The following is a 23,900-nucleotide window of genomic DNA, read 5'->3' as shown; positions in this document are numbered from 1 at the left end:
ATCATATTTCCATTGGTGTTTGAGGTGGCCGCACCGTCTCAAAATATTCCGTAATTGTGAAAAAGTTAATCGTTGGAGAAGATGCCTCAAAAGAGTAACGTTGCCATGGGTAAGTGGTAAAAAGTGAGCTTAAAGAGCGACAAATATCGTCACATTTTTCTTTTGAGTCATTAAGCAGTAATAGCACTTCGTTATCACCTTTACGTGTTAGTAAATCACCATGTTTACAGTAGTGGTGAATAAGGCTTGTTATGGTATCGAGCTTTTCTTCAGAGTTTTCAATGATACTAATAACATGATGATTCTTAAGATCATTAGAATTATAAACAGAAGATAAATGCTGTGACCATTTATTAAAAGGCTGCAAATATATGAGAGCAGATATGCTATTTAATTCTAATTGCAATTGGATCCGATTAATTAGTTTTCTTGCTCTAGAATCAAGTTGATCCTTTGATGTATTAGATTTATCGCGGCCTAAACTATTGGATTGTTCTTGTAATAAAGCAATTTCATATTGTCGATAACGTTTATAAGAATAAAGTGCATGCTCATAATCGTTAGTTAACTCAGCAATTCGAGATTGCTCTAGACAAATTTGAGAGCGTAACTCTCCTTTATCAAATTGCTCAGCAATTAACTCTGCTTCGGTTAATAATTCATAGGCTGGCAGGTAATGAGATTGAGCCGAAGCGACTCTTGCTAAGCTAATAGAAGAGTGTGCCATCATCCAAGTTAATTGATGTTGTTGAGCTAGTTGGTAGGCGTAGCTGCAGCTTTGTTGAGCCAAACTCAAATCGTTTAAACCAAGAAATGCTAAGCCTCTAAAATCATAAATTTCAGCTTTCCATGTTAAGTTGGAATGATGAATAAGTAACTCTTCTGATTTTATTAGAATAGGTAGCATCTCTTGATAGTTACCAAGCAGGTAGTAATCCCACGCTTGTAATATATAGGCCTTAGCTTCGAGATGAGGGATCCGGTAAAATTTGGCTCTTTGTGCGGCAATGTCATGAGCAAAGTTAGCGTCATTAAGATTATTTGTCATGCGCCAAATATTCCCTAACCCAATAAGTGCTTCAATTTCTATTTCATTGTCACCAAGCAGCGAGGCTTGCTCTAGTGCTTGAATCCAGAATTGTTGTGCACTAAACAGTTTGGCTTGGCCCCACGTATGAGATGCCAAAACATGTAGAATCTTAGGTAAGAGATCATCATCTTCAAGCTCTTGATGCATATGCAGTAATTCACGGGCAATTTTGAAACCAATAGGATATTGCATCAAATGCCAATACGCTAAAGAGATGATCAGTTTTGAATAAGCTTCGCCATATTTGAAGTGTATTTGTTCTGCACGAACTAATAACGCTTCTGCATCAGATTTAATTTTATCGGCATTATCTATACAAGATTCTAATTGTGACTCTAAAAGCTTAAGAGCGGAAATAATGGTTTTTTTTGATTGGTTCACAGTGGTATTCCTTACTTCATGACATCAATATAATCCTGCTAATCTATTGATGTCACGAACTAAATTATAGAACTGCGATCGTGCTACGGTATGTTATGTTGCGAAGAAAAATAAGTGTGGGTTAGTCTTCATTTTCCGCTAAATTTAATAAAGCCATTGCACAGCTAACGCTGGTTGCAAGTACATCGATAACTCCAGTACGTAATGCGCCCATAATGGATAAAGCTTTACGACTTTCACTTGCCATTGCGACAACATTTGGAATTTGGCGTAGGTCTTCCATTTCAAGACCAATAACACGACCTCGCATAAGCGTGTCTGCATCAGTACCATCAAGTTTGAAGAAATCAAAACCGCCAATATCACCAACGATACCATCATTTAATCGGGCTTCAACGAATTCTTTAGGTGTGAAGAATCCGAGTTTAACCATATGGCTATTTTCATCCATATCGCCAATACCAACTAAAGCAAATTCAGCTTTACGGGCTTGATTTAGCGTTTCTTTAATGGTGGTATGCTCCATAAAAGCGGAGCGTAGGTTTGGGTCATTTACATAAGCAGGAGCGTAAAGGGTTTCACTGCTGCCTCCGTATTTTTTCGCTAAACGACGGCAAATATGATCAGCATTAATGATGTCACCACTGCGATGCGTACCACCAATAGCTGAAACGAAGCGAGCATTACGATGGGAGACAATACCGGCGTGATCTGCAACCGCAGCAACATTTTGGCCTTGACCAACCGCAACGGCCATACCTTCCTGTAAGTTATTGTTAAGATATGAGCTTACAAGAGCGGCTACTTGTTTTCGTTGTTCATTGGTATTAGGTTGATCTAAAGAGATCAAAGCACGTTTTAAGTTAAATTTTTCAACCAGTTTTTGCTCAAGTTGCACACTGTATACCGGATGAAATTTCACTGTTATTTCAACGATTCCTTCTTCTCGCGCCTTTCTTAGCATGCGACCAACTTTCGCTCGAGATAAACCAAACTTTTTTGATATTTCCTCCTGAGTTGCGCCTTCTTGATAATAAAGAATCGCAATTTCAGTCAACATATCTGTATTTTCAGTTTGATCTTGAGAGGGTGACATCGTCATAACTTGTCCTAACTTAATAATTCTGCAAGTGTAATTGGTTTTGAGATTAACCCTAACTTTTGTGCCGGAGTTATGCCTAGTTTATCTTGATGACATAAATTATGCCAAGCTCTAAAAATATCTAATAGAGGAAGTAGGCTTGCAGGGCGTAGTTTACGTCTTGGTTCATTAACTAAATTGGTAAATTGGTTATAGAAACGAGTTTGATATTCATTAGCAACGGTCGCCGATGCTCGTTTTAGCCAATACGCCTCATTATGTTCTGCACCATTTAAGTGACATATACCTTTATGCTGTCCGTTGATTTCGGTAAATGCCCAGCGATCACGCCACCAACCAACTAGATGTATATCGATTTTTTCACCACTCTCTTCAGTAGGGAATGCTGCATCTTGAGTAACATAAAGAAGATCAATACTATTTTGTTTAATGCGCTTTAAAAATATAGACATTGCAGCAGAACGAAGCATCGGTTCTTGAGGCATATAGATTTCAATAGAGTCACAATGTGAGAATGCTTTTTGAATTTCTAAAAAATGCGCATGCGAAGTATAAGGAGGACGAATTATCGCTCCTTTGGAAGGGTAATTGAGAGAGACGTAATTACCCAGCGGATCTTCAACATTCGCACGCGCTAAAATTTCTTGATATTTATGATCTACGCGTTTGAAAATGGATTTTGAGCCAATGGGTGGTTGTGAATTGGCTTCATTAACAAACGTATTTGATAAATATTGTGCGTTTTCTTGGAAAGGGTCGTGATCCAACAGTGTGCCAGGTTCATCGGTTTCCGAGTAATTGATATGTTGTGCAATGACATATCCAGAGTTTACTTCTGCGCTGGCATACCAAAACACGCCATTATTGCTCAGTGGTTGCAGTGGGGTGGCATTAGAGGCAAGTTGGATACTTGTTCTATCATGCTGAAGTCTTGAGTCAAATAATGACATATGACGACGGCAACGACTGGCAATTTGATTGATATGATCGTAAAAGGTTTTAGGATTTATATGTAAACGACGGCAAATTTCACGAACGGAATAACCAGTAAATAAAAAGCCTAAAAGCTTTTGTTGAATAAGACTCTTTTGGTTTTCACCAGACCATTTATCTACAAAGGTAGACGCACAAGATTTGCAGCGATAACGTTGTCTATCACCACTGTAACCAAATGCATGATATAGCTCGCGATGGGTTAATACATCGAAACCAAAATGTTCGCATTCTGAGTTATTACAAGAGGGTAAGGAGTGTGATTGAACTTGTTGTTGACGTGCAAGTTCGTTCAATACCTCTTGGTTATTGATTAAGGGAGGAAAAGCACCACATTTCCGGCAAACTAATGCAGGTCGCTTAGGGTTCGTACGTTGAACTAAATAATGTTGTTCATCGTTATCACCAAAATTGTCACACGCCAATGTTTTACAAAAATTGAGTTGTAACCCTTTAGCAGCCAACGGCAGTTTTTCAGTCGGCACTAGACTCCCCTTATGGATTTTATGGCGCCAGTATTGATGACTGGCGCAAACATCTGATTACAGTTTAATTGCAGTTTCTAATGCAACTGTCATCATGTCATTAAATGATTTTTGACGGTCTTCAGAGCTTAATTTCTCACCACGTTTAATGTGATCAGAAACAGTAAGGATAGTCAGTGCTTTTGCTCCTAGGTCAGCTGCCACACCATAAATGCCTGCCGCTTCCATATCAACACCAAGGATGCCTAATTTTTCCATTTTGTCGAACAGATCAGCTTCTGGTGAGTAGAAAAGGTCAGCAGAGAATACATTACCAACTTTAACTGGAACGTTAAGTTCACGAGCTTGACCAACAGCTGTCTCTAGTAGACCAAAATCAGCAATTGCAGCGAAGTCATGATTGTTAAAGCGGATACGGTTAACTTTAGAGTCAGTTGATGCACCCATACCGATAACAACATCCATCAGTTTAACGTCATCGTGTACCGCACCACAGCTACCTACGCGAATTACGTTTTTAACACCATATTCAGCGATTAACTCGTGAACATAGATACAACATGAAGGGATACCCATACCGTGGCCCATTACAGATACTTTTTTACCTTTGTAAGTACCTGTGTAACCGAACATATTACGTACGTCACATACTTGCTTTACGTCTTCTAGGAAGTTTTCAGCAATGAACTTTGCACGAAGAGGGTCACCAGGCATTAGAACTGTTTCTGCGAAATCACCAGCTTGAGCATTAATGTGTGGGGTAGCCATAATAAGGTCTCCAGTTTACAAATAAAAATTGAGTGTAACTAAAATTGTTGAACATTCCTGTTCGATATGTGGCTATTTTAGGCCTATATTTTAAGGTGTCATGAGATTGGTGTCACATTTTCTACCTGATTCTACATTATTTCCATAATTGATAACTAATTTTGTTGAAACTTAAGGGGCAATCGCATTCTTTTCGGCTATCTTAGTTTTAATACTAGGAATCGTTTTCTTATAACCGATCCTTAATTAGATTGAACTTATGGCGTTCGAGGAGGATGATGCTCTTTAAGGGTAATTTCCCTTAGTGTCATTAATAGTAAAGTGAGTAAATTGATGAAAGCAGAAAATAAACAATATGCAGTAATTGGATTAGGTCGCTTTGGACTTACGGTGTGCGAAGAGTTGCATCAGTATGGCTCTCAGGTTTTAGCCATTGATATAAATGAAGAGCGTGTTAAGAAGGCAATGGACTTTGTCTCTACCGCTATTGTTGCTAACTGTGCAAGTGAAGAAACAGTTGCAGAGCTTAAACTTGATGACTATGACATGGTTATGGTTGCAATTGGCTCAGATATTAATGCCAGCATATTAACCACTTTAGTATTGAAAGAAGCCGGTGTTAAGACTGTTTGGGTTAAGGCCAATGATAAGTTTCATGCCAAAATCTTAACGAAGATAGGGGCGGATCATATTATTATGCCAGAGCGAGATATGGGGATTCGGGTTGCACGTAAAATGCTAGACAGACGTGTGTTTGAATTCCATGAACTCGGTAGTGGACTGGCCATGACTGAGATTGTTATCGGTGGTAAAAATATGGGTAAATCATTAGGGCAATTGGATTTTTGTCAAATGTCCGATGTAAAGGTACTTGCGATAAAACGCGGACCAGAAATTGAAACAGCACCAGATTGGAGTAAAGAATTAGAGATTGGCGATATTTTGATTATCGTTGGACCTGAAGTTCAATTAGCTAAAAAAATTAGAACGTTATGAGTTATTTACCTAAAAGAGGATTATATCCTCTTCAGCATAATAATGAAGAGAAAGGGTGGTCTGAACCAAAGATTATCCTTTTTTCATTTTTGGCTATTCTATTGCCCTCAGCATTGCTTTTAACCTTACCTGTTTTTTCGGTATCTGGTTTGAGTTTTATGGATGCCTTATTTACCGCGACATCTGCTATTAGTGTGACAGGTTTAGGGGTCGTTGATACGGGGTCGCATTTCACTATCAGTGGAAAAATTGTTTTAATGTTTTTAATGCAGATTGGTGGATTAGGTCAAATGACCTTGTCTGCTGTTCTACTGTATATATTCGGTTTAAGGTTGAGCTTACGTCAGCAAGCCTTAGCAAAAGAAGCATTAGGACAAGAAAAGAAAGTAAATTTAAGGAAGCTAATCAAAGGTATAATTTGTTTTGCTTTAATTGCTGAATTTATTGGAATGGTTGTTCTTTCCCTTCGATGGGTACCTGAATTTGGAATCGCGAAAGGTCTATTTTATGCAGCGTTTCATTCTATCTCTGCGTTTAATAATGCTGGTTTTTCACTTTTCTCTGATAGCTTAATGGGGTATGTCGGTGATCCGCTTGTTATTTTTACGCTATCGTTACTGTTCATAGGTGGTGGTTTAGGTTTTACAGTCATTGTTGATTTGGTTAAGAATGGCTCAAAAGGGTTTAAACGTTTACAGCTACACACTAAGATAATGTTAGTTGCAACGCCAACCTTGTTATTAGTTGGGACATTGTTCTTTTATATTTTAGAGTATCAAAACCCTAATACATTTGGTGCATTATCCAGTGGTGATAAATGGTTAGCTGCATTTTTTCAATCAGCAAGTGCTCGAACGGCAGGTTTTAATAGTGTTGATTTAACTCAGTTCACTCAACCAGCCTTGTTAATTATGATCATATTAATGTTGATTGGTGCAGGTTCAACATCGACTGGTGGTGGTCTAAAAGTGTCAACAATTACTGTTGCTGCAGTCGCTACATGGACATTTTTACGTCAAAAGAAAAATGTGGTGATGTTTAAGAGAACCATTGGTTGGCCAATAGTAACTAAATCGTTAGCCATTATCGTTGTTAGTGGTTCACTATTATCAATAGCTATGTTTTCGTTAATGCTTACTGAAAAAGCAGGGTTTGATAAAGTCATGTTTGAGGTTATTTCTGCCTTTGCTACTGTGGGATTAACCGCGGGTTTAACTGCAGAGTTATCTGAGCCTGGTAAGTTCATTATGGTCATTGTTATGATTATAGGTCGTATCGGTCCCTTAACTTTAGCTTACATGCTTGCAAGACCTGAAGTGTCGAGGGTGAAATATCCAGAAGAGAATGTATTGACGGGTTAATAATACCAATCCATAAAAGAAAAGGCATACAAAATAGCGTATGCCTTTTTTATGTTTTTCAGATCGTATTTTTATTCAGAAGGGATCTGTTCAACTTTTAGAGTTTGTGTAGGGAAGGCTATTTCAGCATTATTTTGAGCAATAATATCCCCAATTTTGATCAGTACGTCTTGTTTTACTTTATGGTACTCAATCCAATTGACCGTTTTAGTAAAGGTATAAACTAATAAGTCTAAAGACGAAGGGCCAAAACCGTTAAAGTTCACGATGAGAGTCTGGTTACTGTCGATATCATTATGTTCTTGTAACATCGTTTTTATTTCATCAACAATGCGCTCAATGCTATGAATATCATCATATCTAATGCCAATATCCTCTTTAATTCGACGATTAAGCATGCGTGATGGGTTTTCTACGACAATATTGCTAAATACTGAGTTAGGAACATAAAGAGGGCGCTTATCAAAGGTTCTTATTACCGTCATACGCCAACCAATTCTTTCAACCGTTCCTTCTAAAGAACGATCAGGAGAGCGAATCCAATCTCCAACTTTGAATGGGCGGTCAAAATAAATCATCATCCCACCGAAGAAATTCGAGAGAAGATCTTTAGCAGCTAGACCGACGACTAAGCCACCAACACCACCAAAGGTAAGTAGACCTGATAAACTCAGTCCAACTCCTTGCATTAAAGAGAGTACGCCTAGGGTGATAAAAATAAGGCGGACAACTTTACCAAGAGCTAAAACGGTGGTTTCATCATGTTTAGGGTTCGTTAAAAACTGTTTTTCAATTAAGCTTGTTAACCTTAATGCAGACCAAATAAAACCCCATATTAAAATAAATACTTGTAACTCAGGAAGCCATGTCGAGCTAAAGTGAGTCTGAGTTGACAGTAAAATCTTAAGCGATGCCGTCGCAGGCCAAAGCCAAATAACAAGAGTTACAGGAGCGGAGATAGCGGTAATGACAGCATCGTCCCAAGGTAGTTGAGTTTTTGCTGCAATGTGATGAAGGCGTTTAATGATTATTCGCCAAGATAGCCAAAGAAATGCACTAAATAGAGTGATCACGATGATATTTTGTGCCCAATCGTGATCTTTAAACTCTAAAAATGTATTCCACCAATCAAGGAAGCGTGTCATTGAAAGTTCTCTTTTATTTTAAAAGAGGTAGCTTATCACTTCATCTGCCCAAATAAAGTAGATAAACACAGATATGACAGCAAAAATGATCCAAGCCTTAAACGGATGTTTCATTTTTGGTTCTGTTTCATCTAAATCTACTTTTCCTGTAAACATAGGAAGTATTAAATTAACGCCTTTTAATCGATATAAGATAACCGCAATTACATGAACAGCAGTAAAACCTAATATTAAATCAAAATTTAGGTGATGGATCCTAGTAAGAAAGCCACTTGTATCATAGCTAACAAGATAAGCTAATGGACCTTCAGAAAGAATATCATCATTGCTAAATAACCCTGTCACTAATTGCACTAATAATAGAAGCAATAGTGCAAGTACCATGTAACCACCTGCAGGATTATGGCCTTTTGAGTAGTGTAAACCATTGGTATGTGAGGTTTTCAGATAGGTAATAACAGTTTGTGGAGAGCCTAGAAAGTGAGAAAATCGAGCCGTATCACTTCCTATAAAGCCCCAAAGGATTCTTGTTAAGAGTAGGGCCATTAAAAGATAAGCTAAAGTGAAATGTAACTCCATTAGCCCTTCTTCAGCGGTATACCATAAAGAGCCAAGTACAACGACTTGGCTCCAGTGGTAAATTCGGACAAAACCATCCCAAATTTTCACGTGTTAGTCTCCAGCTTAACGTGCTTTGTAATCAGAGTGGCAAGCTTTACAGTTTTTCACTGTTTTTCCAAAAGCTTTACGAATCGCCGCTTTGTCACCTTTATCTGAAATTTCTGCAAGTGCAGCTGCGTCTTCTTGGAATTGAGCTAAACGAGCTTCAAAATCAGGGAAGTTAGTCCATACTTTAGGAAGCGCGTTGGTTTTTCCTTTATCCGATCCCTCAACATAGAAAGCATCAAGTGGCATAAGTGATAATTGTGACAGTTGATTTGCTCTCTTGGCAAAAATAGCATCACTCCAATCAGCCTTTCCTTTGACCATATCACCCATTTCACTAACGTTACCTGCGATCATTGTGAATGCAGCTTGACGGTATGCAATGGCTTTGTCTGCTTCATTAAAAGTATGTGCAAAAACTGAGGTTGATGCTAAAAGTGATGATGCAATAACCAGTGATTGAAATTTTTTCATATTGAGCTGTCCTTGAATTGTAATTATTTTTCACACTTATTATATAAAATGATGCATAAAAGAAGTAGATGGATATCACGACATTTACATAATCTTTACATTGTCTCATTAGGTAGAAATTAATTGTTAGCTGCATCTGAAAACAAATTGCGTATAATGACACTGTATTTTTCAAATTAGGTTTATCAGTTTTTTATGCGAATTTTAAATATTACAACGCATCCAGATTTAGAGCGTTTAGATAACCATAAAATTCTTCATCGTAATGCAACTCGCGGAATTATTTTAAAAGGCGAAGAGATCCTTCTTTTATACACTGAGCGTTATCAAGATTATTCATTACCTGGTGGTGGATTAGATGAAGGCGAAGATGTTATTGCAGGTTTAGTTAGAGAGATCGAAGAAGAGACAGGGGCAAAAAATATCTCAAATATTGAACCATTCGGTATGTACGAAGAATTTCGTCCTTGGTATAAACATGAATGTAATGTGTTGCATATGATTTCTTATTGTTATACCTGTGAGTGTGATAGAGAGTTAGGCGAAACTAACTACGAAAGTTACGAAATAAGAAATGGTATGAAGCCTGTATGGATTAATATCCATGAAGCGATTGCTCATAACGAAGATATTATTTCAAATAGTGACAAAAAAGGAATGAGTATTGAGCGAGAAACGTTTCTTTTGCATTTGATTGCTAAAGAGTGCTTGAATGCTGAATAAAGAACAAATCATTAAACTTACTCAAGTGACCATGCCATTTGGAAAGTATTCAGGAAGAGTGTTAATCGATTTACCTGAAGAATATTTATTATGGTTTGAGCGTAAAGACGGCTTTCCAAAAGGAGAGTTGGGTGAGTTAATGGCTTTAAGTCTAGCGATGAAAATCGAAGGGCTTGATGAAGTTATTCGACCATTAAAATATCGTCGTTAACTTTAGATGGTTCAATTAACATAATTATGTTAATTGAACCTCTAGATTTCAATCATAGTCTCAATAGATCATTGTCTAAATGGTTATTTGAATTGAGATTCACCTTTTTTTGCTCGTTGAAAATCTTCTGTTAGTTCTTCTTGGGGAGCATCATTCAATAAGTAGCTTAGTGCAGAACAAAAGCTATTTGTTTCATCATAGACCTCACGAGAGCGATCAATATGACGTTCAGCGGTTCTACGTACTTGTGGATCATTCTGAGGGTTGCTGTATTGGACTTGTTGGTCAAACACGGCTTTAACATATTTTTGCTTACAGATATCTTCATTCTCTGGTGTCGCAACGATATCCGCAAAAGCGTAAGAAGAAGTTAGCCCCATTAATAAGGCGTAAAAAAAGTGTTTTTTCATTATGTTATTGACCTTATTCTTAATTACGGGTGGATTTTACGGATAGCGTACATTGAGTGCAATCTTTATCATTAATAAATTGATTTTGGTTTAAAAAAAGTCGTTCAGACATTTTGCCAACCGATATAAATTTAATTTGTTGATGAACTTATTAACTCAGTATGTTGATAATTCGACTTCCATCACTGCAAATTTTCTGTTGCTACCTACTATGTATAGCGTTAATAAATTTAGTATACGGTAGAGAATAATATGATTAATAAAACGACAATCGCACCACAAGGACCGCAATTTTCAGAACTTGTTCAAGGGTATTGGCGTCTTGGGGATTGGGGAATGACTCCGCAAGAAAGATTGAGTTTTTTAAAACAGCATATTGAACTTGGGATCACGACTGTTGACCATGCTGACATTTATGGTGGATACCAATGTGAGTCTTTATTCGGTGAAGCATTAGCACTAGAACCATCATTGCGCGATAGCATAGAAATCGTGACAAAATGCGATATTAATTTATGTACTCCTGATTTTCCTACCAGAAAGATTAACCATTACGATACGTCAAAAGAACATATTCTAAACTCGGTAAATAATTCATTAGAACGTTTAAATATAACTGAAATTGATGTGCTATTAATTCACCGATTGGATGTATTAATGAACGCTGATGAAGTAGCTGATACGTTTAATCAACTGCAGAAAGAGGGCAAGGTTAAACATTTTGGTGTGTCTAACTTTACACCAAGTCATTTCGAACTGCTCCAATCTCGTTTAGATAAACCATTAGTGACTAATCAAGTTGAGATTAATCCACTTAATTTTGAAGTTGCACACGATGGCACGCTTGATCAATTACAGATGAATCGTATTAAACCAATGGCATGGTCATGTTTAGCGGGTGGTGAGATTTTCTCTGGACAATCAGAGCAAGCAATGCGTGTTCGTAATGTGCTTGAAGAGTTAAAAGAAGAGGTTGGAGCACAAAGTATCGATCAGGTGATTTATGCTTGGGTGCGTAAATTGCCATCAAATCCATTACCTATCATTGGCTCAGGTAAAATTGAGCGTGTGCAAGCGGCTGTTGATGCAATGAATATAGAACTTACCCGTGAGCAATGGTATCGAGTGTGGGTTGAATCAAAAGGTCACGGCGTGCCATAGAGATTTCCGTGATTAAGTAAGAAACAAAAATGGGATGCAACTTGGCATCCCATTTTTATTGTTAGCTTGTTTTATCTATGGCTTATTTTACTAGCCACTCAACAGCTTCACCAGCACGAATTGGCACAACAAAGTCATTTCCAAATGCCATTGTCTCTGGTGCAATCCACGCTTCTTTTACAAGCGTTATTGTGTCAGTGTTACGAGGTAGATTATAAAAGTCAGGGCCATTAAAGCTTGCGAATGCTTCTAGATTTTCTAGCTTGCCTTCGTTTTCAAAGACTTCTGCATAAAGCTCGATTGAAGCGTGTGCAGTATATGAACCAGCACAACCACAAGCTGCTTCTTTTTTGTCTTTTGCATGAGGTGCTGAATCAGTACCTAAGAAGAATTTAGGATTACCGCTTGTTGCAGCTTCCACTAGAGCTTGTTGGTGTGTATTGCGTTTTAAAATTGGTAAGCAGTAGAAGTGAGGTTTAATACCACCAACTAACATATGGTTACGGTTAAACAATAAGTGATGCGCTGTAATGGTTGCAGCAACGTTTGGACCTGCGTTTTTAACAAAATCTGCCGCATCTTTGGTTGTGATGTGCTCAAGTACAATTTTTAGCTCAGGAAAATCATTAACGATAGGCGCTAAAACTGTATCAAGAAAAGTCTTTTCACGATCGAAGATATCAACATCATGAGTTGTTACTTCTCCATGAATAAGTAAAAGCATACCTTCTTCTTGCATCGTTTTTAGAATAGGGTAAACGTTTTTAACGTTGCTTACACCAGAGTCTGAGTTTGTTGTAGCACCAGCTGGATACAGTTTTGCTGCTACGATATGTCCAGTCGCTTTCGCTTTTCGGATCTCTTCTGATGTTGTCTTTTCTGTTAGATAAAGAGACATAAGAGGAGCAAAATAATCAGATTTGTTTTCAGCCTGAATACGTTCACGGTAACTTAATGCTTGTTCGGTAGTTGTTACAGGTGGTACAAGGTTTGGCATGATTAAAGCTCTGCCGTTGTAACGACCAGAGTCACGAACTGTGTCAGTTAACACATCACCATCACGTAAGTGTAAATGCCAATCATCAGGACGAGTAATTGTTAAAGTTGTCATTTGCTGCTCCCACCAGTAAAAGAATAATTAAGGAGCCTAAATAATGAAGTTAATCGTTTGCTTAGGCGGTAGGATTCTAAAGCAAAATAAAAGAGAACGATAGAAAAAGTTATAATTTACAACAAAGAAGACACAATAATACGTAAGAAAAAATGAATAGATTACTTTTCGTTTTAAAAATATGTACTGGTTAAATAGAAATGTCTGCTAAGGAATATTATTGACGAAAGCCTTTAAAATAGACACAATCGCTGTGTTTTTATACAAAATAGAGGAATGTTTTATGAAAAATAAAGCTAAATTAAGGCTAACTGCCACAGATGAACTGGAGCATGGTAGAGGCCAAATTAAAGATAATGCATTAAAAGCTGTAGTAACCAGCCAATTATTTAGAACTCGAATAGTAAAAGCGAAAAAAGGAAAGGGCAGCTATTCACGAAAAGGGAGAGGAGGTAAAGAGCCCTATTCAAAAGCAGCATAAGAATGTTGAGTTTGAATAGGGCTTTTTTTGTGATCAATATTGTGTTTTTTTAGTCGATGAGGTTAAAGAACCATCAATCAATGAGTTAAGTGTAAAAAAGTGCTTTACCTCTGCGCTCAGTATGGCATTATCTATCTCGTTCCAACGATGTGCGTACATCGTATAATGGCTATTACCTCAGCCTTCCAAGCTGATGATGCGGGTTCGATTCCCGCTGTACGCTCCAAATTCCATAAAAAAAGCTCTCGCATTAACGAGAGCTTTTTTTATGCCTGTAATTTACACAAATTTTAAAATTGTTTCTTTTTCAAATATTTAAGAGTCGATCACTAAATCTATTTCATTTTCTATCTATACTGATGAAAATCACTGAAATTAAGAGGTCGCCTTATGTCTACTTCACCTCTCTCTTACAAATTAGCATACCGTTCAGCTGAGTTGGATGATGAGCTATGTAAATCAACCAAAAACATTACACCAATTGATGAAATTGTAGGGCAAGACAGAGCGCAACAAGCGGTTGAGTTTGCGATGTCAATTCCTGACCGTGGTTATAATATTTATGCAGTTGGTCAAAATGGTTTAGGTAAAAGAACCATGGTACTGCGTTATTTGAAACGCCATAAACCAGTCGGCAATGGAATGTATGATTGGTGCTACGTTACTAATTTTGATGATACTCGTCGACCAAAAGTGCTTAAATTGCCTATGGGTACAGGGGCCGAATTTAAAAAAGAAATTGAAAAAATCACGCAGAAATTAGTAAAAGCTATTCCATTGGCGTTTGATAATGAGCTGTATTACACCCGAACTGGCACATTAAAAAATCAGTTAACAGATCAACAAGAATCTTTACTTGCTACTTTAACTAAAGAAGCAAAAGGGAAAGGGGTTAGCCTTGCTGTAACAACACAAGGTGAATATCAATTTATTGCTTTAAATGGTGAGGAATTACATACAGAAGAAACCTTTGAAGCATTAGATAGACAAGAACAGCGAAGCCTAGAGTCATCCATTGATGAGCTTGAAATTAAACTTCGTAGTTTGGTTCGTCAATTAACTGAGTGGGAAGATAAATATTCAGCGAAGATTGAAAAGCTGAATGAAGATGTTATTTCTCAAGTACTAACGGTGAACTTTGAGGCGATCAAAACCAAATACAAAGAATCAAAAGTCATTATCCAGCATTTAAAGGATATGGAAAAGGACATCATTGAGAATTTTGATATCTTTATTCAAGAAGGTAACGAAGAGACCGAGCTGGCTTATGCATCTTTAGAGAAAAAGCTACCACGTCGATATCAAATTAATTTATTAGTGAATCAAGATAATGAGCAATTTCCATTAATCGTTGAAGAAAGTCCAAGTTATCATAATCTATTTGGTTATATTGAAAACGCGACTTATAAAGGAACGGTTTTTACTGATTTTTCATTGATTCGTCCTGGCAGTTTGCATAAAGCAAATGGCGGTGTTTTATTAATGGATGCAGTGAAAGTGCTGGAACGACCTTACGTATGGGATGGTTTGAAGCGAGCACTACGAGCGCAAAATTTAAATTTAAGCTCACTTGAGAAAGAAGTGACATTGTCTGGAACCGTTTCGTTGGAACCAGAGCCTATTCCACTCAATGTGAAAATTATTCTATTTGGTGACCATCAAACGTACCAGTTACTACAACATTACGATTCAGAGTTTAGTGAACTGTTTAAAGTCACGGCCGATTTTGAAGACGATATGCCAAGAACGGCGGTATCAGAATTCCACTACGCTCAGTTTATTTCGAGTATTGTGCAAGATGGTAAGTTACTTCAATGTGATAAGAGAGCAATTGAACGAATTATTGAATACAGTTCACGTCAATCGGGTGATCAAAATAGATTGTCCTTACACTCAGAAGATATCTCGAATTTATTGAAAGAGACTAACTACATAGCAAGAGCGGCAAACTCAAATATGATCCGTTTAAAACATGTAGAACAGGCGCTTTCCAATAAAGAACACCGAGTTAATCGTGTTCAAGATGGCGTTATGCAAAGTTTTAAAAATGGCACGACATTAATACAAACTGAAGGTTCTGTGATAGGGCAGATTAATGCGTTGTCTGTATTAAGTACGTCTAACCATCAGTTTGGTATGCCAAACCGCATCACCGCAACGACTTCATTTGGTAAAGGTGAAGTATTTGATATTGAGAGAAAAGTTGAACTAGGTGGGAGTATTCACTCTAAAGGTGTATTCATATTAAGTGCTTATTTAGCTTCATTGTTTGGTAAAAATAAAGCAATACCATTGAAAACCTATATTACGTTTGAACAATCCTATGGTGGTGTTGATGGAGATAGTGCATCAATGGCTGAATTTTGTTCCATTATTTCTGCCTATTCTGATATTGCTGCTCGACAAGATTTAGCAATTACTGGTTCTATGAATCAATTTGGTGAGGCACAACCAATAGGTGGGGTAAACGAAAAAATTGAGGGGTTTTATGAAGTTTGTAAAATTAAAGGGCTTAATAAAAACCAAGGGGTAATCATTCCTGAATCAAATGTTCAAAATTTAATGCTGAGCGCTGAAATTGTTCAAGCAATTGAGAAAGGAGAATTTTCAATTTGGCCGGTGAAGCACGTAAGTGAAGCTGTTGCATTATTTACTGGAATGCAACTAGAAAATAATGAACAAACAGGTGTTTATGATTTAATTAAACAAAAACTAGCATAGTCATTGTTAAAAATATTATAAAAATGTACAGGTGTGTTCTGTACATTTTTTTTATATGTTATTTGTAAATTGAAATTATAGTTCAGACGGTGATATAATGAACGGTATGAATAACAATATAGTTAATGGCTTTTCTAACACAATAGTCATTGGTTAGTCATGCATCTTGTTTTCAATTAATGTAATGAGGATTTTATGTATCACCCTCTCTCTCCTAATCTTGATTTAGGCTCTTTTCTGTTGGTTCGAGGAAAAAAGACATATATAGAAGAGAACTTATTGCTGCGAGTTAAGCCAATCGATATTGATGGAACGGAATATTGGGTTCCTATCGGTATTAACTGGAATAGTGGTCAATCGACTAAACGCAGAAGAATGGAGTTTGCACAGGTACGATTTGCTCGTAAGGGACAGCCTTATTACAGTAAAGCTTATTATGCTGACTTCGATAACGAAGATGACGACTTAGAAGCTCGTTCTGAGGCTATTATTGAAGCAGCATGGTCTATCGCTGAACTTGTAGAACAAAATGAATATGAAACGGCAGATGATGCACGAAAAACAAAGACGTTTACTGCTAAGTCTGTTTATGAAGGATTACATCCAAATATTCAATTAAAAGTGTCTATGGTAAATGGAACGCCTTACATTAATAGCCATTTTGAACGTCATGAAAGTAAACGTTGTTATCGTTCACATAACTTCTCGCGTAGCTTATACAGTTTAAATTTTGATGATTTAGCATTGTTCTTGTCTGATTTGAATGCGATAGGAAAAGAGATTGATGCTTTTCTACAAACCAAAGACGCGGATATAAAGAAATTTAAGCCAAGTAAGAAGTTGGTGACCGTTCCATTATCAAAATTTGCAATGCGTAATATTGCGGATCAACTCGTTCAGAAATCAATGGACGGTTGTAGAAAAGAGTTTGATAAAACGTGGTTTGAATTTAAAAGAAAACCAAAACAAATTCAAATGATTGAAGCAGAAGACAAATCATCTTTTACTGTAAAGAAAGAACATACAAAAATCGGTACAGTAATTAAGTTAGACAAGTTTAAGGCTTGTACTCACCCTACACATGTTTTAAGAAAAGTTGCCTTAATGAAAGCGAATTATAATTGGGCTAATTTTAAAACCGAAAGAAAAGAAGAATCAGCAAAAGGTAAGTATTTTAAAATTGCTCATCCTTCATCAGGCGTCGTTGGTGTGGTGGTTAAGAAGACGGATAATGAGACCATTTTTAAAGGTATTATTGGTCAGACACCAAGAAACAGTTATAAATTTAAAACATTTTCGACTAATTCAATGACTGAAAAACAAGCTTTCATTGCCGCGAAACAAGCATTTATTGAAGTAATTGAAAATGAATCATGGTCAGATTATAAATTAACGAAAGAATTTAATTTATATCAAACGAGTTAATCAATCTTAATTAGATATAACTTAATAAATAGAAGCTCCTTAGTTTTGTCTTAAACGAAAGGAGCTTTATTTTTTACTTTTTTGTGAATATGCTGATATCAAGCTTAAGAGGTGTTCCAAGCCAAACAGCTGATTGAGTGTGGTCAAGATATTCATCATCTGTTAATGGGTGAATAAGAATACTTAATCCATTTTGATGCTGAGTTAAATACGCAAGTACTACATCATAATTTTCTTGTTTAAATGAAACTTGACGACTCCATACTGGATGCGGTCCTACTGGTTTTTTATTAATGCGCCCTAATTCGTAACCATACTCTTTATGTACGCTTTCGGTTAATGCGATGGCATAGTCAATATTACTTTGGTCAAAGTAAACATGGATATGATAACCATGGATATCTAGTTGCGGCATGTGTAATCGTTCTCTAAAAATGAAAATAAAAAAGGCCAAACCGAAGTTTAGCCTTATTATAGTTCATTTTAAATGAGAATGATTATTCCCAATCTAGAATGACTTTACCAGACATACCAGAGCGCATCATATCGAAGCCTTTTTGGAAGTCATCAATTTTGTAGTGGTGCGTGATAATTGGAGTTAGATCTAAACCTGACTGAATTAAGCTTGCCATCTTATACCAAGTTTCAAACATTTCACGGCCGTAAATGCCTTTGATAACTAAGCCTTTAAAGATCACTTGGTTCCAATCAACAGTCATATCTGATGGTGGAATGCCTAGAAGTGATATTTTACCGCCATGGTTCATGTTAGTTAGCATGCTATTAAATGCTGATGGATTACCAGACATTTCCAAACCAACATCAAAGCCTTCTGTCATACCAAGATCAGACATCACATCTTCAAGCTTCTCGTTCATTACGTTTACTGCACGAGTTACGCCCATTTTCTTCGCAAGATCTAGACGGTATTCGTTCACATCAGTAATTACAACGTGACGAGCTCCAACATGTTTTGCTACAGCTGCAGCCATGATACCAATTGGACCTGCACCAGTGATAAGCACATCTTCACCCACTAAATCAAATGATAGGGCAGTGTGAACGGCATTACCAAATGGGTCAAAGATTGATGCTAAGTCATCAGAAATACCAGTAGGGATCTTAAATGCATTGAAAGCAGGGATAACTAGGTATTCAGAAAAAGCACCAGTACGGTTTACACCTACGCCAGTTGTATTACGACAAAGGTGAGTACGGCCGCCACGACAGTTACGACAGTGACCACACGTAATGTGACCTTCACCTGATACGCGATCACCAATTTCAAAACCACGAACTTCTTGGCCAATACCAACAACTTCACCTACATATTCATGACCCACAACCATTGGAACTGGAATGGTTTTTTGTGACCATTCATCCCAGTTGTAAATATGTACATCGGTACCACAGATAGCTGTCTTTTTAATACGGATAAGAAGATCGTTATGACCCATCTCAGGTTTTTCCACCTCAGTTAGCCAGATCCCTTCTTCAGGTTTTAATTTTGAAAGCGCTTTAATTTTCATTATTTAATGATCTCCATGTCTTTACCTACTTCGATAAAGGCATCAATTGCACGATCTAGCTGTTCACGAGTATGAGCAGCAGACATTTGTGTACGAATACGAGCTTGGCCTTTTGGTACGACTGGGAAAGAGAATGCAATAACATAAATCCCTTTTTCTAGAGCACGTTCTGCAAACTCAACAGCGACTTTGGCATCACCAAGCATGATTGGAATAATCGCGTGATCAGCACCGCCCATAGTAAAGCCTGCTGCTTCCATACGAGTACGGAAATGCGCTGAGTTTTCCCATAATTTAGAACGTAAGTCACCCGATTCAGCCAAAAGATCTAAAACACGGATAGAAGCAGACACAATTGCTGGAGCAACAGAGTTTGAGAATAGGTAAGGACGAGAGCGTTGACGTAACCAGTCAATCACTTCTTTTTTACCAGATGTATAACCACCTGAAGCTCCACCCATAGCTTTACCTAGCGTACCCGTGATGATATCAATACGGTCGATTACATCGTGATGCTCATGAGTACCTGCACCATTGTTGCCCATGAAGCCAACAGCGTGAGAATCGTCAACCATTACCAGTGCGTCGTATTTATCTGCTAAATCACAGATAGCAGGAAGGTTAGCTACAACACCATCCATTGAGAATACACCGTCAGTTACGATAAGCGTATGACGAGCGCCAGCTTCTTTTGCTGCAATTAGTTGTTCTTCTAATTCAGCCATGTTGTTGTTTGCGTAGCGGAAACGCATTGCTTTACATAGACGCACACCATCAATGATTGATGCGTGGTTTAGTGCATCTGAGATAATCGCATCTTCTGCGCCTAGAATGGTTTCAAACAAACCAGCATTTGCATCAAAACATGATGTGTAAAGAATGGTGTCTTCTTTACCTAAGAAAGTAGATAGCTTTTGTTCTAATTCTTTATGTGAATCTTGAGTACCACAAATAAAACGAACTGATGCCATACCAAAGCCATGCTCATCCATTCCATCTTTTGCTGCTTCAATAAGAGCAGGGTGGTTAGCTAAACCTAAGTAGTTATTTGCACAGAAATTTAGTACTTCTTGGCCAGTAGAAATAGAAACTGATGCTTTTTGAGCTGAAGTAATAATACGTTCTGATTTATATAAACCTTCGTTTTTTACTTCTTCAATTTGGTTTTGAATCTGTGTGTAGAATGCAGAAGACATTGCGGTTCCTTTTTTAGTTATGTTTGTTGCACGTAAAAGTGTAATCAAAATCCGATAAATAGATTCTAATTCAAATCAATTACGACTATTATCCCTAAAAATGGAAAAGCATTAGTGAATCATGGTCACAAATAAACTTATTACTTTATTACCGGATTTAGCGACATTTATTGTTGTTGTAAATGAAGGAAGTTTTACCGCTGCAGCAAAGAAGCTAGGTGTTACTCCATCTGCATTGAGTAAATTAATTACTCGGTTAGAGAATGCACTTTCAGTAAAGTTGTTTGAACGAACGACTCGTAGTTTACTGATCACTGAATCAGGAAAAAAAATATATCAGCAATCAGTCATCATGGTTGAAGCGGCACAACAGGCTGTTGATATATCGAGTTCCGAGCATACTGTTCCTTCAGGAAGTTTAACTGTTGCAGCCCCAAAAGCATTTTTAACTATCGTACTTCAGCCGTTGGTTACTCCTTTTTTAACTAAATACCCAAAGATTCAATTAAAACTTAGAGCATCAGATGGTGATATCGATATGATTGCTCAAGGTATTGATGTGGTATTTAGGTTGACAGATAAGCCGACGGAAGGCTTGGTTATGAAAGAAATAGGTAAGGTTAATTTAAGCTTATGTGCAAGTCCTACTTATTTAGAAGAGAGAGGGATTCCTCATCTTCCGCAAGAGTTAGCCAATCATGACTGCTTATTTTTAGGCGAAACAACAACGGATCATATTTGGGAATTTGTTAAAGGCACAGAAAGTCATGTCATTGCAGTAAGCGGTAGGTATGCCGTGAATCATTCGCAAATGAGGTTAAATGGTGTAAAGGATGGCTTTGGTATTGGGATTTTCCCAGACTTTGTTATAAAAGAAGCATTAGCGAATAATGAAGTCATCTCTGTTTTATCGGATTGGCAAATTAAAGGAAACTATCACGGTGTTATTGCAATGCAGTACGCACAAAATAAATACATGCCATCGAGATTGAAAGTATTTACCGAATTTGTAAAAGAAAACTTGATGACGTCACAAGGTGAACGAAAACGATGAAAGGTCTGGAGTTGCGTTTGCTAAGAGGGTTACCAGGCAGTGGTAAAACAACATTAGCTCAATCTTTGGGATTGATTCATATTGAAGCTGATCAGTTTTTTATGAATGAAACTGGAGAATACTGTTTTGATGGAAAGTTATTAGGCTCTGCGCATCAATGGTGTCAAGCTCAGTGTGAATACCATCTTTTCCATAATAGAAGTGTGGTGGTTGCAAATACATTTGTAAAACAGTGGGAGATAGAGGTTTATAGAAAAATAGCACAAAAGTTTGGTGCTAAGATTAAGATAGATGTTTGCAAAGGGGAATTTAAAAGCATTCATAATGTACCAGAAGAAGTGATAAACCGGATGAAACGTGAATGGGAAGAGTGAATTTCATTCGAATTGATGGTTTTCAAAACAAGATGTTTGTTTTTTGAACGCTTGAAAGTTTTTTTGAAAAAAATACTTGCAACAAAAATCGAAATCTCTATACTTCGCTTCCGTTGACACAGCAAAGCTTTCTTAGAAAGAGTTGAGGTTCAACAAGAAGTGAAACATTGACGCGAACGGAGTTTTAAAAAGTTACTTGTAACTTACTTTTAGTAATTTAAATGACACTTCACGCAAAATTAAGCAACGCTTAGTTTTGAGCTCTTTAATAATTTGACCTTAGCAATCTGTGTGGACACTTATGAATTGGTAGTCACAATAGCTTTACTCATTATTGAGTGAGCAACTATCAATGAACTGAGTGAATACACAAATTAATTTATGTAACAATCAGTATTAATCATTGAGTCGATATCCTTTCTGCTGAAAGGTATCAAAAAACTTTAATTGAAGAGTTTGATCATGGCTCAGATTGAACGCTGGCGGCAGGCCTAACACATGCAAGTCGAGCGGAAACGACTTAACTGAACCTTCGGGGAACGTTAAGGGCGTCGAGCGGCGGACGGGTGAGTAATGCCTGGGAATATGCCTTAGTGTGGGGGATAACTATTGGAAACGATAGCTAATACCGCATAATGTCTTCGGACCAAAGAGGGGGACCTTCGGGCCTCTCGCGCTAAGATTAGCCCAGGTGAGATTAGCTAGTTGGTGAGGTAAGAGCTCACCAAGGCGACGATCTCTAGCTGGTCTGAGAGGATGATCAGCCACACTGGAACTGAGACACGGTCCAGACTCCTACGGGAGGCAGCAGTGGGGAATATTGCACAATGGGCGAAAGCCTGATGCAGCCATGCCGCGTGTATGAAGAAGGCCTTCGGGTTGTAAAGTACTTTCAGTAGGGAGGAAGGTGTTGTAGTTAATAGCTGCAGCATTTGACGTTACCTACAGAAGAAGCACCGGCTAACTCCGTGCCAGCAGCCGCGGTAATACGGAGGGTGCGAGCGTTAATCGGAATTACTGGGCGTAAAGCGCATGCAGGTGGTTCATTAAGTCAGATGTGAAAGCCCGGGGCTCAACCTCGGAACCGCATTTGAAACTGGTGAACTAGAGTGCTGTAGAGGGGGGTAGAATTTCAGGTGTAGCGGTGAAATGCGTAGAGATCTGAAGGAATACCAGTGGCGAAGGCGGCCCCCTGGACAGACACTGACACTCAGATGCGAAAGCGTGGGGAGCAAACAGGATTAGATACCCTGGTAGTCCACGCCGTAAACGATGTCTACTTGGAGGTTGTTCCCTTGAGGAGTGGCTTTCGGAGCTAACGCGTTAAGTAGACCGCCTGGGGAGTACGGTCGCAAGATTAAAACTCAAATGAATTGACGGGGGCCCGCACAAGCGGTGGAGCATGTGGTTTAATTCGATGCAACGCGAAGAACCTTACCTACTCTTGACATCCAGAGAATTCGCTAGAGATAGCTTAGTGCCTTCGGGAACTCTGAGACAGGTGCTGCATGGCTGTCGTCAGCTCGTGTTGTGAAATGTTGGGTTAAGTCCCGCAACGAGCGCAACCCTTATCCTTGTTTGCCAGCACGTAATGGTGGGAACTCCAGGGAGACTGCCGGTGATAAACCGGAGGAAGGTGGGGACGACGTCAAGTCATCATGGCCCTTACGAGTAGGGCTACACACGTGCTACAATGGCGCATACAGAGGGCTGCAAGCTAGCGATAGTGAGCGAATCCCAAAAAGTGCGTCGTAGTCCGGATTGGAGTCTGCAACTCGACTCCATGAAGTCGGAATCGCTAGTAATCGTAGATCAGAATGCTACGGTGAATACGTTCCCGGGCCTTGTACACACCGCCCGTCACACCATGGGAGTGGGCTGCAAAAGAAGTGGGTAGTTTAACCTTCGGGAGGACGCTCACCACTTTGTGGTTCATGACTGGGGTGAAGTCGTAACAAGGTAGCCCTAGGGGAACCTGGGGCTGGATCACCTCCTTAAACGATAGATTACGATTTATGAGTGTTCACACAGATTGCAAGGTTG

Annotated in this window: 22 protein-coding genes, 1 tRNA gene and 1 rRNA gene; 12 read left to right on the top strand and 12 right to left on the bottom strand. The window is 38.2% G+C overall.

Translation table 11 applies throughout. The features are described from left to right. Nucleotide 1: 1 nt before the first annotated feature. From AVFI_RS19470 to deoD, 4 genes are all read right to left on the bottom strand, one after another. The gene (locus AVFI_RS19470; RefSeq protein WP_054775801.1) at nt 2–1,471 is read right to left on the bottom strand and encodes a tetratricopeptide repeat protein; all 1,470 of its coding nucleotides are present in this window, start codon (nt 1,469–1,471) and stop codon (nt 2–4) included. A 121-nt stretch (nt 1,472–1,592) separates the two neighbouring features. Then, nucleotides 1,593–2,573 carry a sugar-binding transcriptional regulator gene (locus AVFI_RS19465; protein WP_012535380.1) on the bottom strand — a complete coding sequence of 327 codons (981 nt, stop codon included), beginning with the start codon at nt 2,571–2,573 and terminating at the stop codon, nt 1,593–1,595. A gap of 8 nt (nt 2,574–2,581) precedes the next feature. After that, nucleotides 2,582–4,051: an IS1 family transposase gene (locus AVFI_RS19460; protein ID WP_188863682.1), complete on the bottom strand. Its 1,470-nt coding sequence runs from the start codon at nt 4,049–4,051 to the stop codon at nt 2,582–2,584. A gap of 57 nt (nt 4,052–4,108) precedes the next feature. Next, a complete protein-coding gene (gene deoD, locus AVFI_RS19455) occupies nt 4,109–4,819 on the bottom strand; it encodes a purine-nucleoside phosphorylase (protein ID WP_005422471.1) in 711 nt (236 codons plus the stop codon). Nucleotides 4,820–5,152: 333 nt separating this feature from the next. Here deoD and AVFI_RS19450 point away from each other — a divergent pair, with 333 nt between their 5' ends. Further along, nucleotides 5,153–5,815 carry a potassium channel family protein gene (locus tag AVFI_RS19450; protein ID WP_054775802.1) on the top strand — a complete coding sequence of 221 codons (663 nt, stop codon included), beginning with the start codon at nt 5,153–5,155 and terminating at the stop codon, nt 5,813–5,815. Then, complete coding sequence (locus tag AVFI_RS19445; protein ID WP_155663144.1) at nt 5,812–7,176, top strand: TrkH family potassium uptake protein; 1,365 nt, start codon at nt 5,812–5,814, stop codon at nt 7,174–7,176. Before AVFI_RS19450 ends, AVFI_RS19445 begins: the two co-directional genes overlap by 4 nt. Before the next feature lie 71 nt (nt 7,177–7,247). Here the strand turns inward: AVFI_RS19445 and AVFI_RS19440 are convergent, their stop codons facing one another. From AVFI_RS19440 to AVFI_RS19430, 3 genes are read right to left on the bottom strand one after another with little or no spacing between them, the layout of a single operon-like run. Next, nucleotides 7,248–8,321 (bottom strand): mechanosensitive ion channel family protein, encoded by a 1,074-nt coding sequence (locus AVFI_RS19440; protein WP_005422474.1) that lies wholly within the window; start codon nt 8,319–8,321, stop codon nt 7,248–7,250. 18 nt (nt 8,322–8,339) lie between these two features. Beyond that, the gene (locus AVFI_RS19435; RefSeq protein WP_012535645.1) at nt 8,340–8,990 is read right to left on the bottom strand and encodes a cytochrome b/b6 domain-containing protein; all 651 of its coding nucleotides are present in this window, start codon (nt 8,988–8,990) and stop codon (nt 8,340–8,342) included. Between the two features lie 15 nt (nt 8,991–9,005). After that, nucleotides 9,006–9,461, bottom strand: a complete 456-nt coding sequence (locus tag AVFI_RS19430; protein ID WP_012534920.1) for a c-type cytochrome — start codon at nt 9,459–9,461, stop codon at nt 9,006–9,008. A 195-nt stretch (nt 9,462–9,656) separates the two neighbouring features. Between AVFI_RS19430 and AVFI_RS19425 the strand changes: the two genes are divergently transcribed. Both AVFI_RS19425 and AVFI_RS19420 read left to right on the top strand, forming a co-directional pair. Next, nucleotides 9,657–10,184, top strand: a complete 528-nt coding sequence (locus AVFI_RS19425; RefSeq protein ID WP_005422477.1) for an NUDIX hydrolase — start codon at nt 9,657–9,659, stop codon at nt 10,182–10,184. After that, nucleotides 10,174–10,395, top strand: coding sequence for a DUF3820 family protein (locus AVFI_RS19420; protein WP_005422484.1), 222 nt, complete (start codon nt 10,174–10,176; stop codon nt 10,393–10,395). The genes AVFI_RS19425 and AVFI_RS19420 overlap by 11 nt, the downstream gene beginning before the upstream one ends. Before the next feature lie 83 nt (nt 10,396–10,478). Here AVFI_RS19420 and AVFI_RS19415 read toward each other — a convergent pair whose 3' ends face one another. After that, nucleotides 10,479–10,805 carry a hypothetical protein gene (locus AVFI_RS19415; protein ID WP_005422487.1) on the bottom strand — a complete coding sequence of 109 codons (327 nt, stop codon included), beginning with the start codon at nt 10,803–10,805 and terminating at the stop codon, nt 10,479–10,481. Nucleotides 10,806–11,057: 252 nt separating this feature from the next. Here AVFI_RS19415 and AVFI_RS19410 point away from each other — a divergent pair, with 252 nt between their 5' ends. Next, the gene (locus AVFI_RS19410; RefSeq protein ID WP_054775805.1) at nt 11,058–11,966 is read left to right on the top strand and encodes an aldo/keto reductase; all 909 of its coding nucleotides are present in this window, start codon (nt 11,058–11,060) and stop codon (nt 11,964–11,966) included. A gap of 82 nt (nt 11,967–12,048) precedes the next feature. On the opposite strand, the gene pyrC is transcribed toward AVFI_RS19410, so the two are convergent. Next, nucleotides 12,049–13,077: a dihydroorotase gene (gene pyrC, locus AVFI_RS19405; protein WP_188863683.1), complete on the bottom strand. Its 1,029-nt coding sequence runs from the start codon at nt 13,075–13,077 to the stop codon at nt 12,049–12,051. 283 nt (nt 13,078–13,360) lie between these two features. Between pyrC and AVFI_RS19400 the strand changes: the two genes are divergently transcribed. The 4 genes from AVFI_RS19400 to AVFI_RS19385 all read left to right on the top strand — a co-directional run bounded on the left by AVFI_RS19400 (nt 13,361) and on the right by AVFI_RS19385 (nt 17,704). Then, nucleotides 13,361–13,558: an alternative ribosome-rescue factor A gene (locus AVFI_RS19400; RefSeq protein WP_063649324.1), complete on the top strand. Its 198-nt coding sequence runs from the start codon at nt 13,361–13,363 to the stop codon at nt 13,556–13,558. Between the two features lie 151 nt (nt 13,559–13,709). Continuing rightward, nucleotides 13,710–13,784 (top strand) — tRNA-Gly (locus AVFI_RS19395). A 164-nt stretch (nt 13,785–13,948) separates the two neighbouring features. Then, nucleotides 13,949–16,279 carry a Lon protease family protein gene (locus tag AVFI_RS19390; protein ID WP_012535061.1) on the top strand — a complete coding sequence of 777 codons (2,331 nt, stop codon included), beginning with the start codon at nt 13,949–13,951 and terminating at the stop codon, nt 16,277–16,279. A 195-nt stretch (nt 16,280–16,474) separates the two neighbouring features. After that, nucleotides 16,475–17,704, top strand: a complete 1,230-nt coding sequence (locus AVFI_RS19385) for a MurR/RpiR family transcriptional regulator (protein ID WP_017018736.1) — start codon at nt 16,475–16,477, stop codon at nt 17,702–17,704. 73 nt (nt 17,705–17,777) lie between these two features. Here the strand turns inward: AVFI_RS19385 and AVFI_RS19380 are convergent, their stop codons facing one another. From AVFI_RS19380 to AVFI_RS19370, 3 genes are all read right to left on the bottom strand, one after another. Beyond that, on the bottom strand, nt 17,778–18,119 hold the full coding sequence (locus AVFI_RS19380) for a DOPA 4,5-dioxygenase family protein (RefSeq protein ID WP_017018735.1): 342 nt from the start codon (nt 18,117–18,119) through the stop codon (nt 17,778–17,780). Between the two features lie 82 nt (nt 18,120–18,201). Beyond that, nucleotides 18,202–19,233, bottom strand: coding sequence for an L-threonine 3-dehydrogenase (gene tdh / locus AVFI_RS19375; protein WP_054775807.1), 1,032 nt, complete (start codon nt 19,231–19,233; stop codon nt 18,202–18,204). Beyond that, nucleotides 19,233–20,429 (bottom strand): glycine C-acetyltransferase, encoded by a 1,197-nt coding sequence (locus AVFI_RS19370; protein WP_017018734.1) that lies wholly within the window; start codon nt 20,427–20,429, stop codon nt 19,233–19,235. Before AVFI_RS19370 ends, tdh begins: the two co-directional genes overlap by 1 nt. Nucleotides 20,430–20,550: 121 nt before the next feature. On the opposite strand from AVFI_RS19370, the gene AVFI_RS19365 reads away from it, so the two are divergent. The 3 genes from AVFI_RS19365 to AVFI_RS19355 all read left to right on the top strand — a co-directional run bounded on the left by AVFI_RS19365 (nt 20,551) and on the right by AVFI_RS19355 (nt 23,854). Next, the gene (locus AVFI_RS19365; RefSeq protein ID WP_017018733.1) at nt 20,551–21,483 is read left to right on the top strand and encodes a LysR family transcriptional regulator; all 933 of its coding nucleotides are present in this window, start codon (nt 20,551–20,553) and stop codon (nt 21,481–21,483) included. Next, on the top strand, nt 21,480–21,857 hold the full coding sequence (locus AVFI_RS19360) for an AAA family ATPase (protein ID WP_017018732.1): 378 nt from the start codon (nt 21,480–21,482) through the stop codon (nt 21,855–21,857). Before AVFI_RS19365 ends, AVFI_RS19360 begins: the two co-directional genes overlap by 4 nt. 444 nt (nt 21,858–22,301) lie before the next feature. After that, nucleotides 22,302–23,854, top strand: a 16S ribosomal RNA gene (locus AVFI_RS19355). Nucleotides 23,855–23,900: the final 46 nt, after the last annotated feature.

The sequence above is a fragment of the Aliivibrio fischeri ATCC 7744 = JCM 18803 = DSM 507 genome (assembly GCF_023983475.1).
Taxonomy (GTDB): domain Bacteria; phylum Pseudomonadota; class Gammaproteobacteria; order Enterobacterales; family Vibrionaceae; genus Aliivibrio; species Aliivibrio fischeri.
This window is presented reverse-complemented; position numbering and strand designations above follow the sequence as displayed.

What these genes read in the sequence shown, in the direction of transcription:
- AVFI_RS19465 (WP_012535380.1), bottom strand. Translation starts at nt 2,573, where the DNA reads ATGACGATGTCACCCTCTCAAGATCAAACTGAAAATACAGATATGTTG.
- deoD (WP_005422471.1), bottom strand. Translation starts at nt 4,819, where the DNA reads ATGGCTACCCCACACATTAATGCTCAAGCTGGTGATTTCGCAGAAACA.
- AVFI_RS19450 (WP_054775802.1), top strand. Translation starts at nt 5,153, where the DNA reads ATGAAAGCAGAAAATAAACAATATGCAGTAATTGGATTAGGTCGCTTT.
- AVFI_RS19445 (WP_155663144.1), top strand. Translation starts at nt 5,812, where the DNA reads ATGAGTTATTTACCTAAAAGAGGATTATATCCTCTTCAGCATAATAAT.
- AVFI_RS19440 (WP_005422474.1), bottom strand. Translation starts at nt 8,321, where the DNA reads ATGACACGCTTCCTTGATTGGTGGAATACATTTTTAGAGTTTAAAGAT.
- AVFI_RS19430 (WP_012534920.1), bottom strand. Translation starts at nt 9,461, where the DNA reads ATGAAAAAATTTCAATCACTGGTTATTGCATCATCACTTTTAGCATCA.
- AVFI_RS19425 (WP_005422477.1), top strand. Translation starts at nt 9,657, where the DNA reads ATGCGAATTTTAAATATTACAACGCATCCAGATTTAGAGCGTTTAGAT.
- AVFI_RS19420 (WP_005422484.1), top strand. Translation starts at nt 10,174, where the DNA reads ATGCTGAATAAAGAACAAATCATTAAACTTACTCAAGTGACCATGCCA.
- AVFI_RS19415 (WP_005422487.1), bottom strand. Translation starts at nt 10,805, where the DNA reads ATGAAAAAACACTTTTTTTACGCCTTATTAATGGGGCTAACTTCTTCT.
- AVFI_RS19410 (WP_054775805.1), top strand. Translation starts at nt 11,058, where the DNA reads ATGATTAATAAAACGACAATCGCACCACAAGGACCGCAATTTTCAGAA.
- pyrC (WP_188863683.1), bottom strand. Translation starts at nt 13,077, where the DNA reads ATGACAACTTTAACAATTACTCGTCCTGATGATTGGCATTTACACTTA.
- AVFI_RS19400 (WP_063649324.1), top strand. Translation starts at nt 13,361, where the DNA reads ATGAAAAATAAAGCTAAATTAAGGCTAACTGCCACAGATGAACTGGAG.
- AVFI_RS19390 (WP_012535061.1), top strand. Translation starts at nt 13,949, where the DNA reads ATGTCTACTTCACCTCTCTCTTACAAATTAGCATACCGTTCAGCTGAG.
- AVFI_RS19385 (WP_017018736.1), top strand. Translation starts at nt 16,475, where the DNA reads ATGTATCACCCTCTCTCTCCTAATCTTGATTTAGGCTCTTTTCTGTTG.
- AVFI_RS19380 (WP_017018735.1), bottom strand. Translation starts at nt 18,119, where the DNA reads ATGCCGCAACTAGATATCCATGGTTATCATATCCATGTTTACTTTGAC.
- tdh (WP_054775807.1), bottom strand. Translation starts at nt 19,233, where the DNA reads ATGAAAATTAAAGCGCTTTCAAAATTAAAACCTGAAGAAGGGATCTGG.
- AVFI_RS19370 (WP_017018734.1), bottom strand. Translation starts at nt 20,429, where the DNA reads ATGTCTTCTGCATTCTACACACAGATTCAAAACCAAATTGAAGAAGTA.
- AVFI_RS19365 (WP_017018733.1), top strand. Translation starts at nt 20,551, where the DNA reads ATGGTCACAAATAAACTTATTACTTTATTACCGGATTTAGCGACATTT.
- AVFI_RS19360 (WP_017018732.1), top strand. Translation starts at nt 21,480, where the DNA reads ATGAAAGGTCTGGAGTTGCGTTTGCTAAGAGGGTTACCAGGCAGTGGT.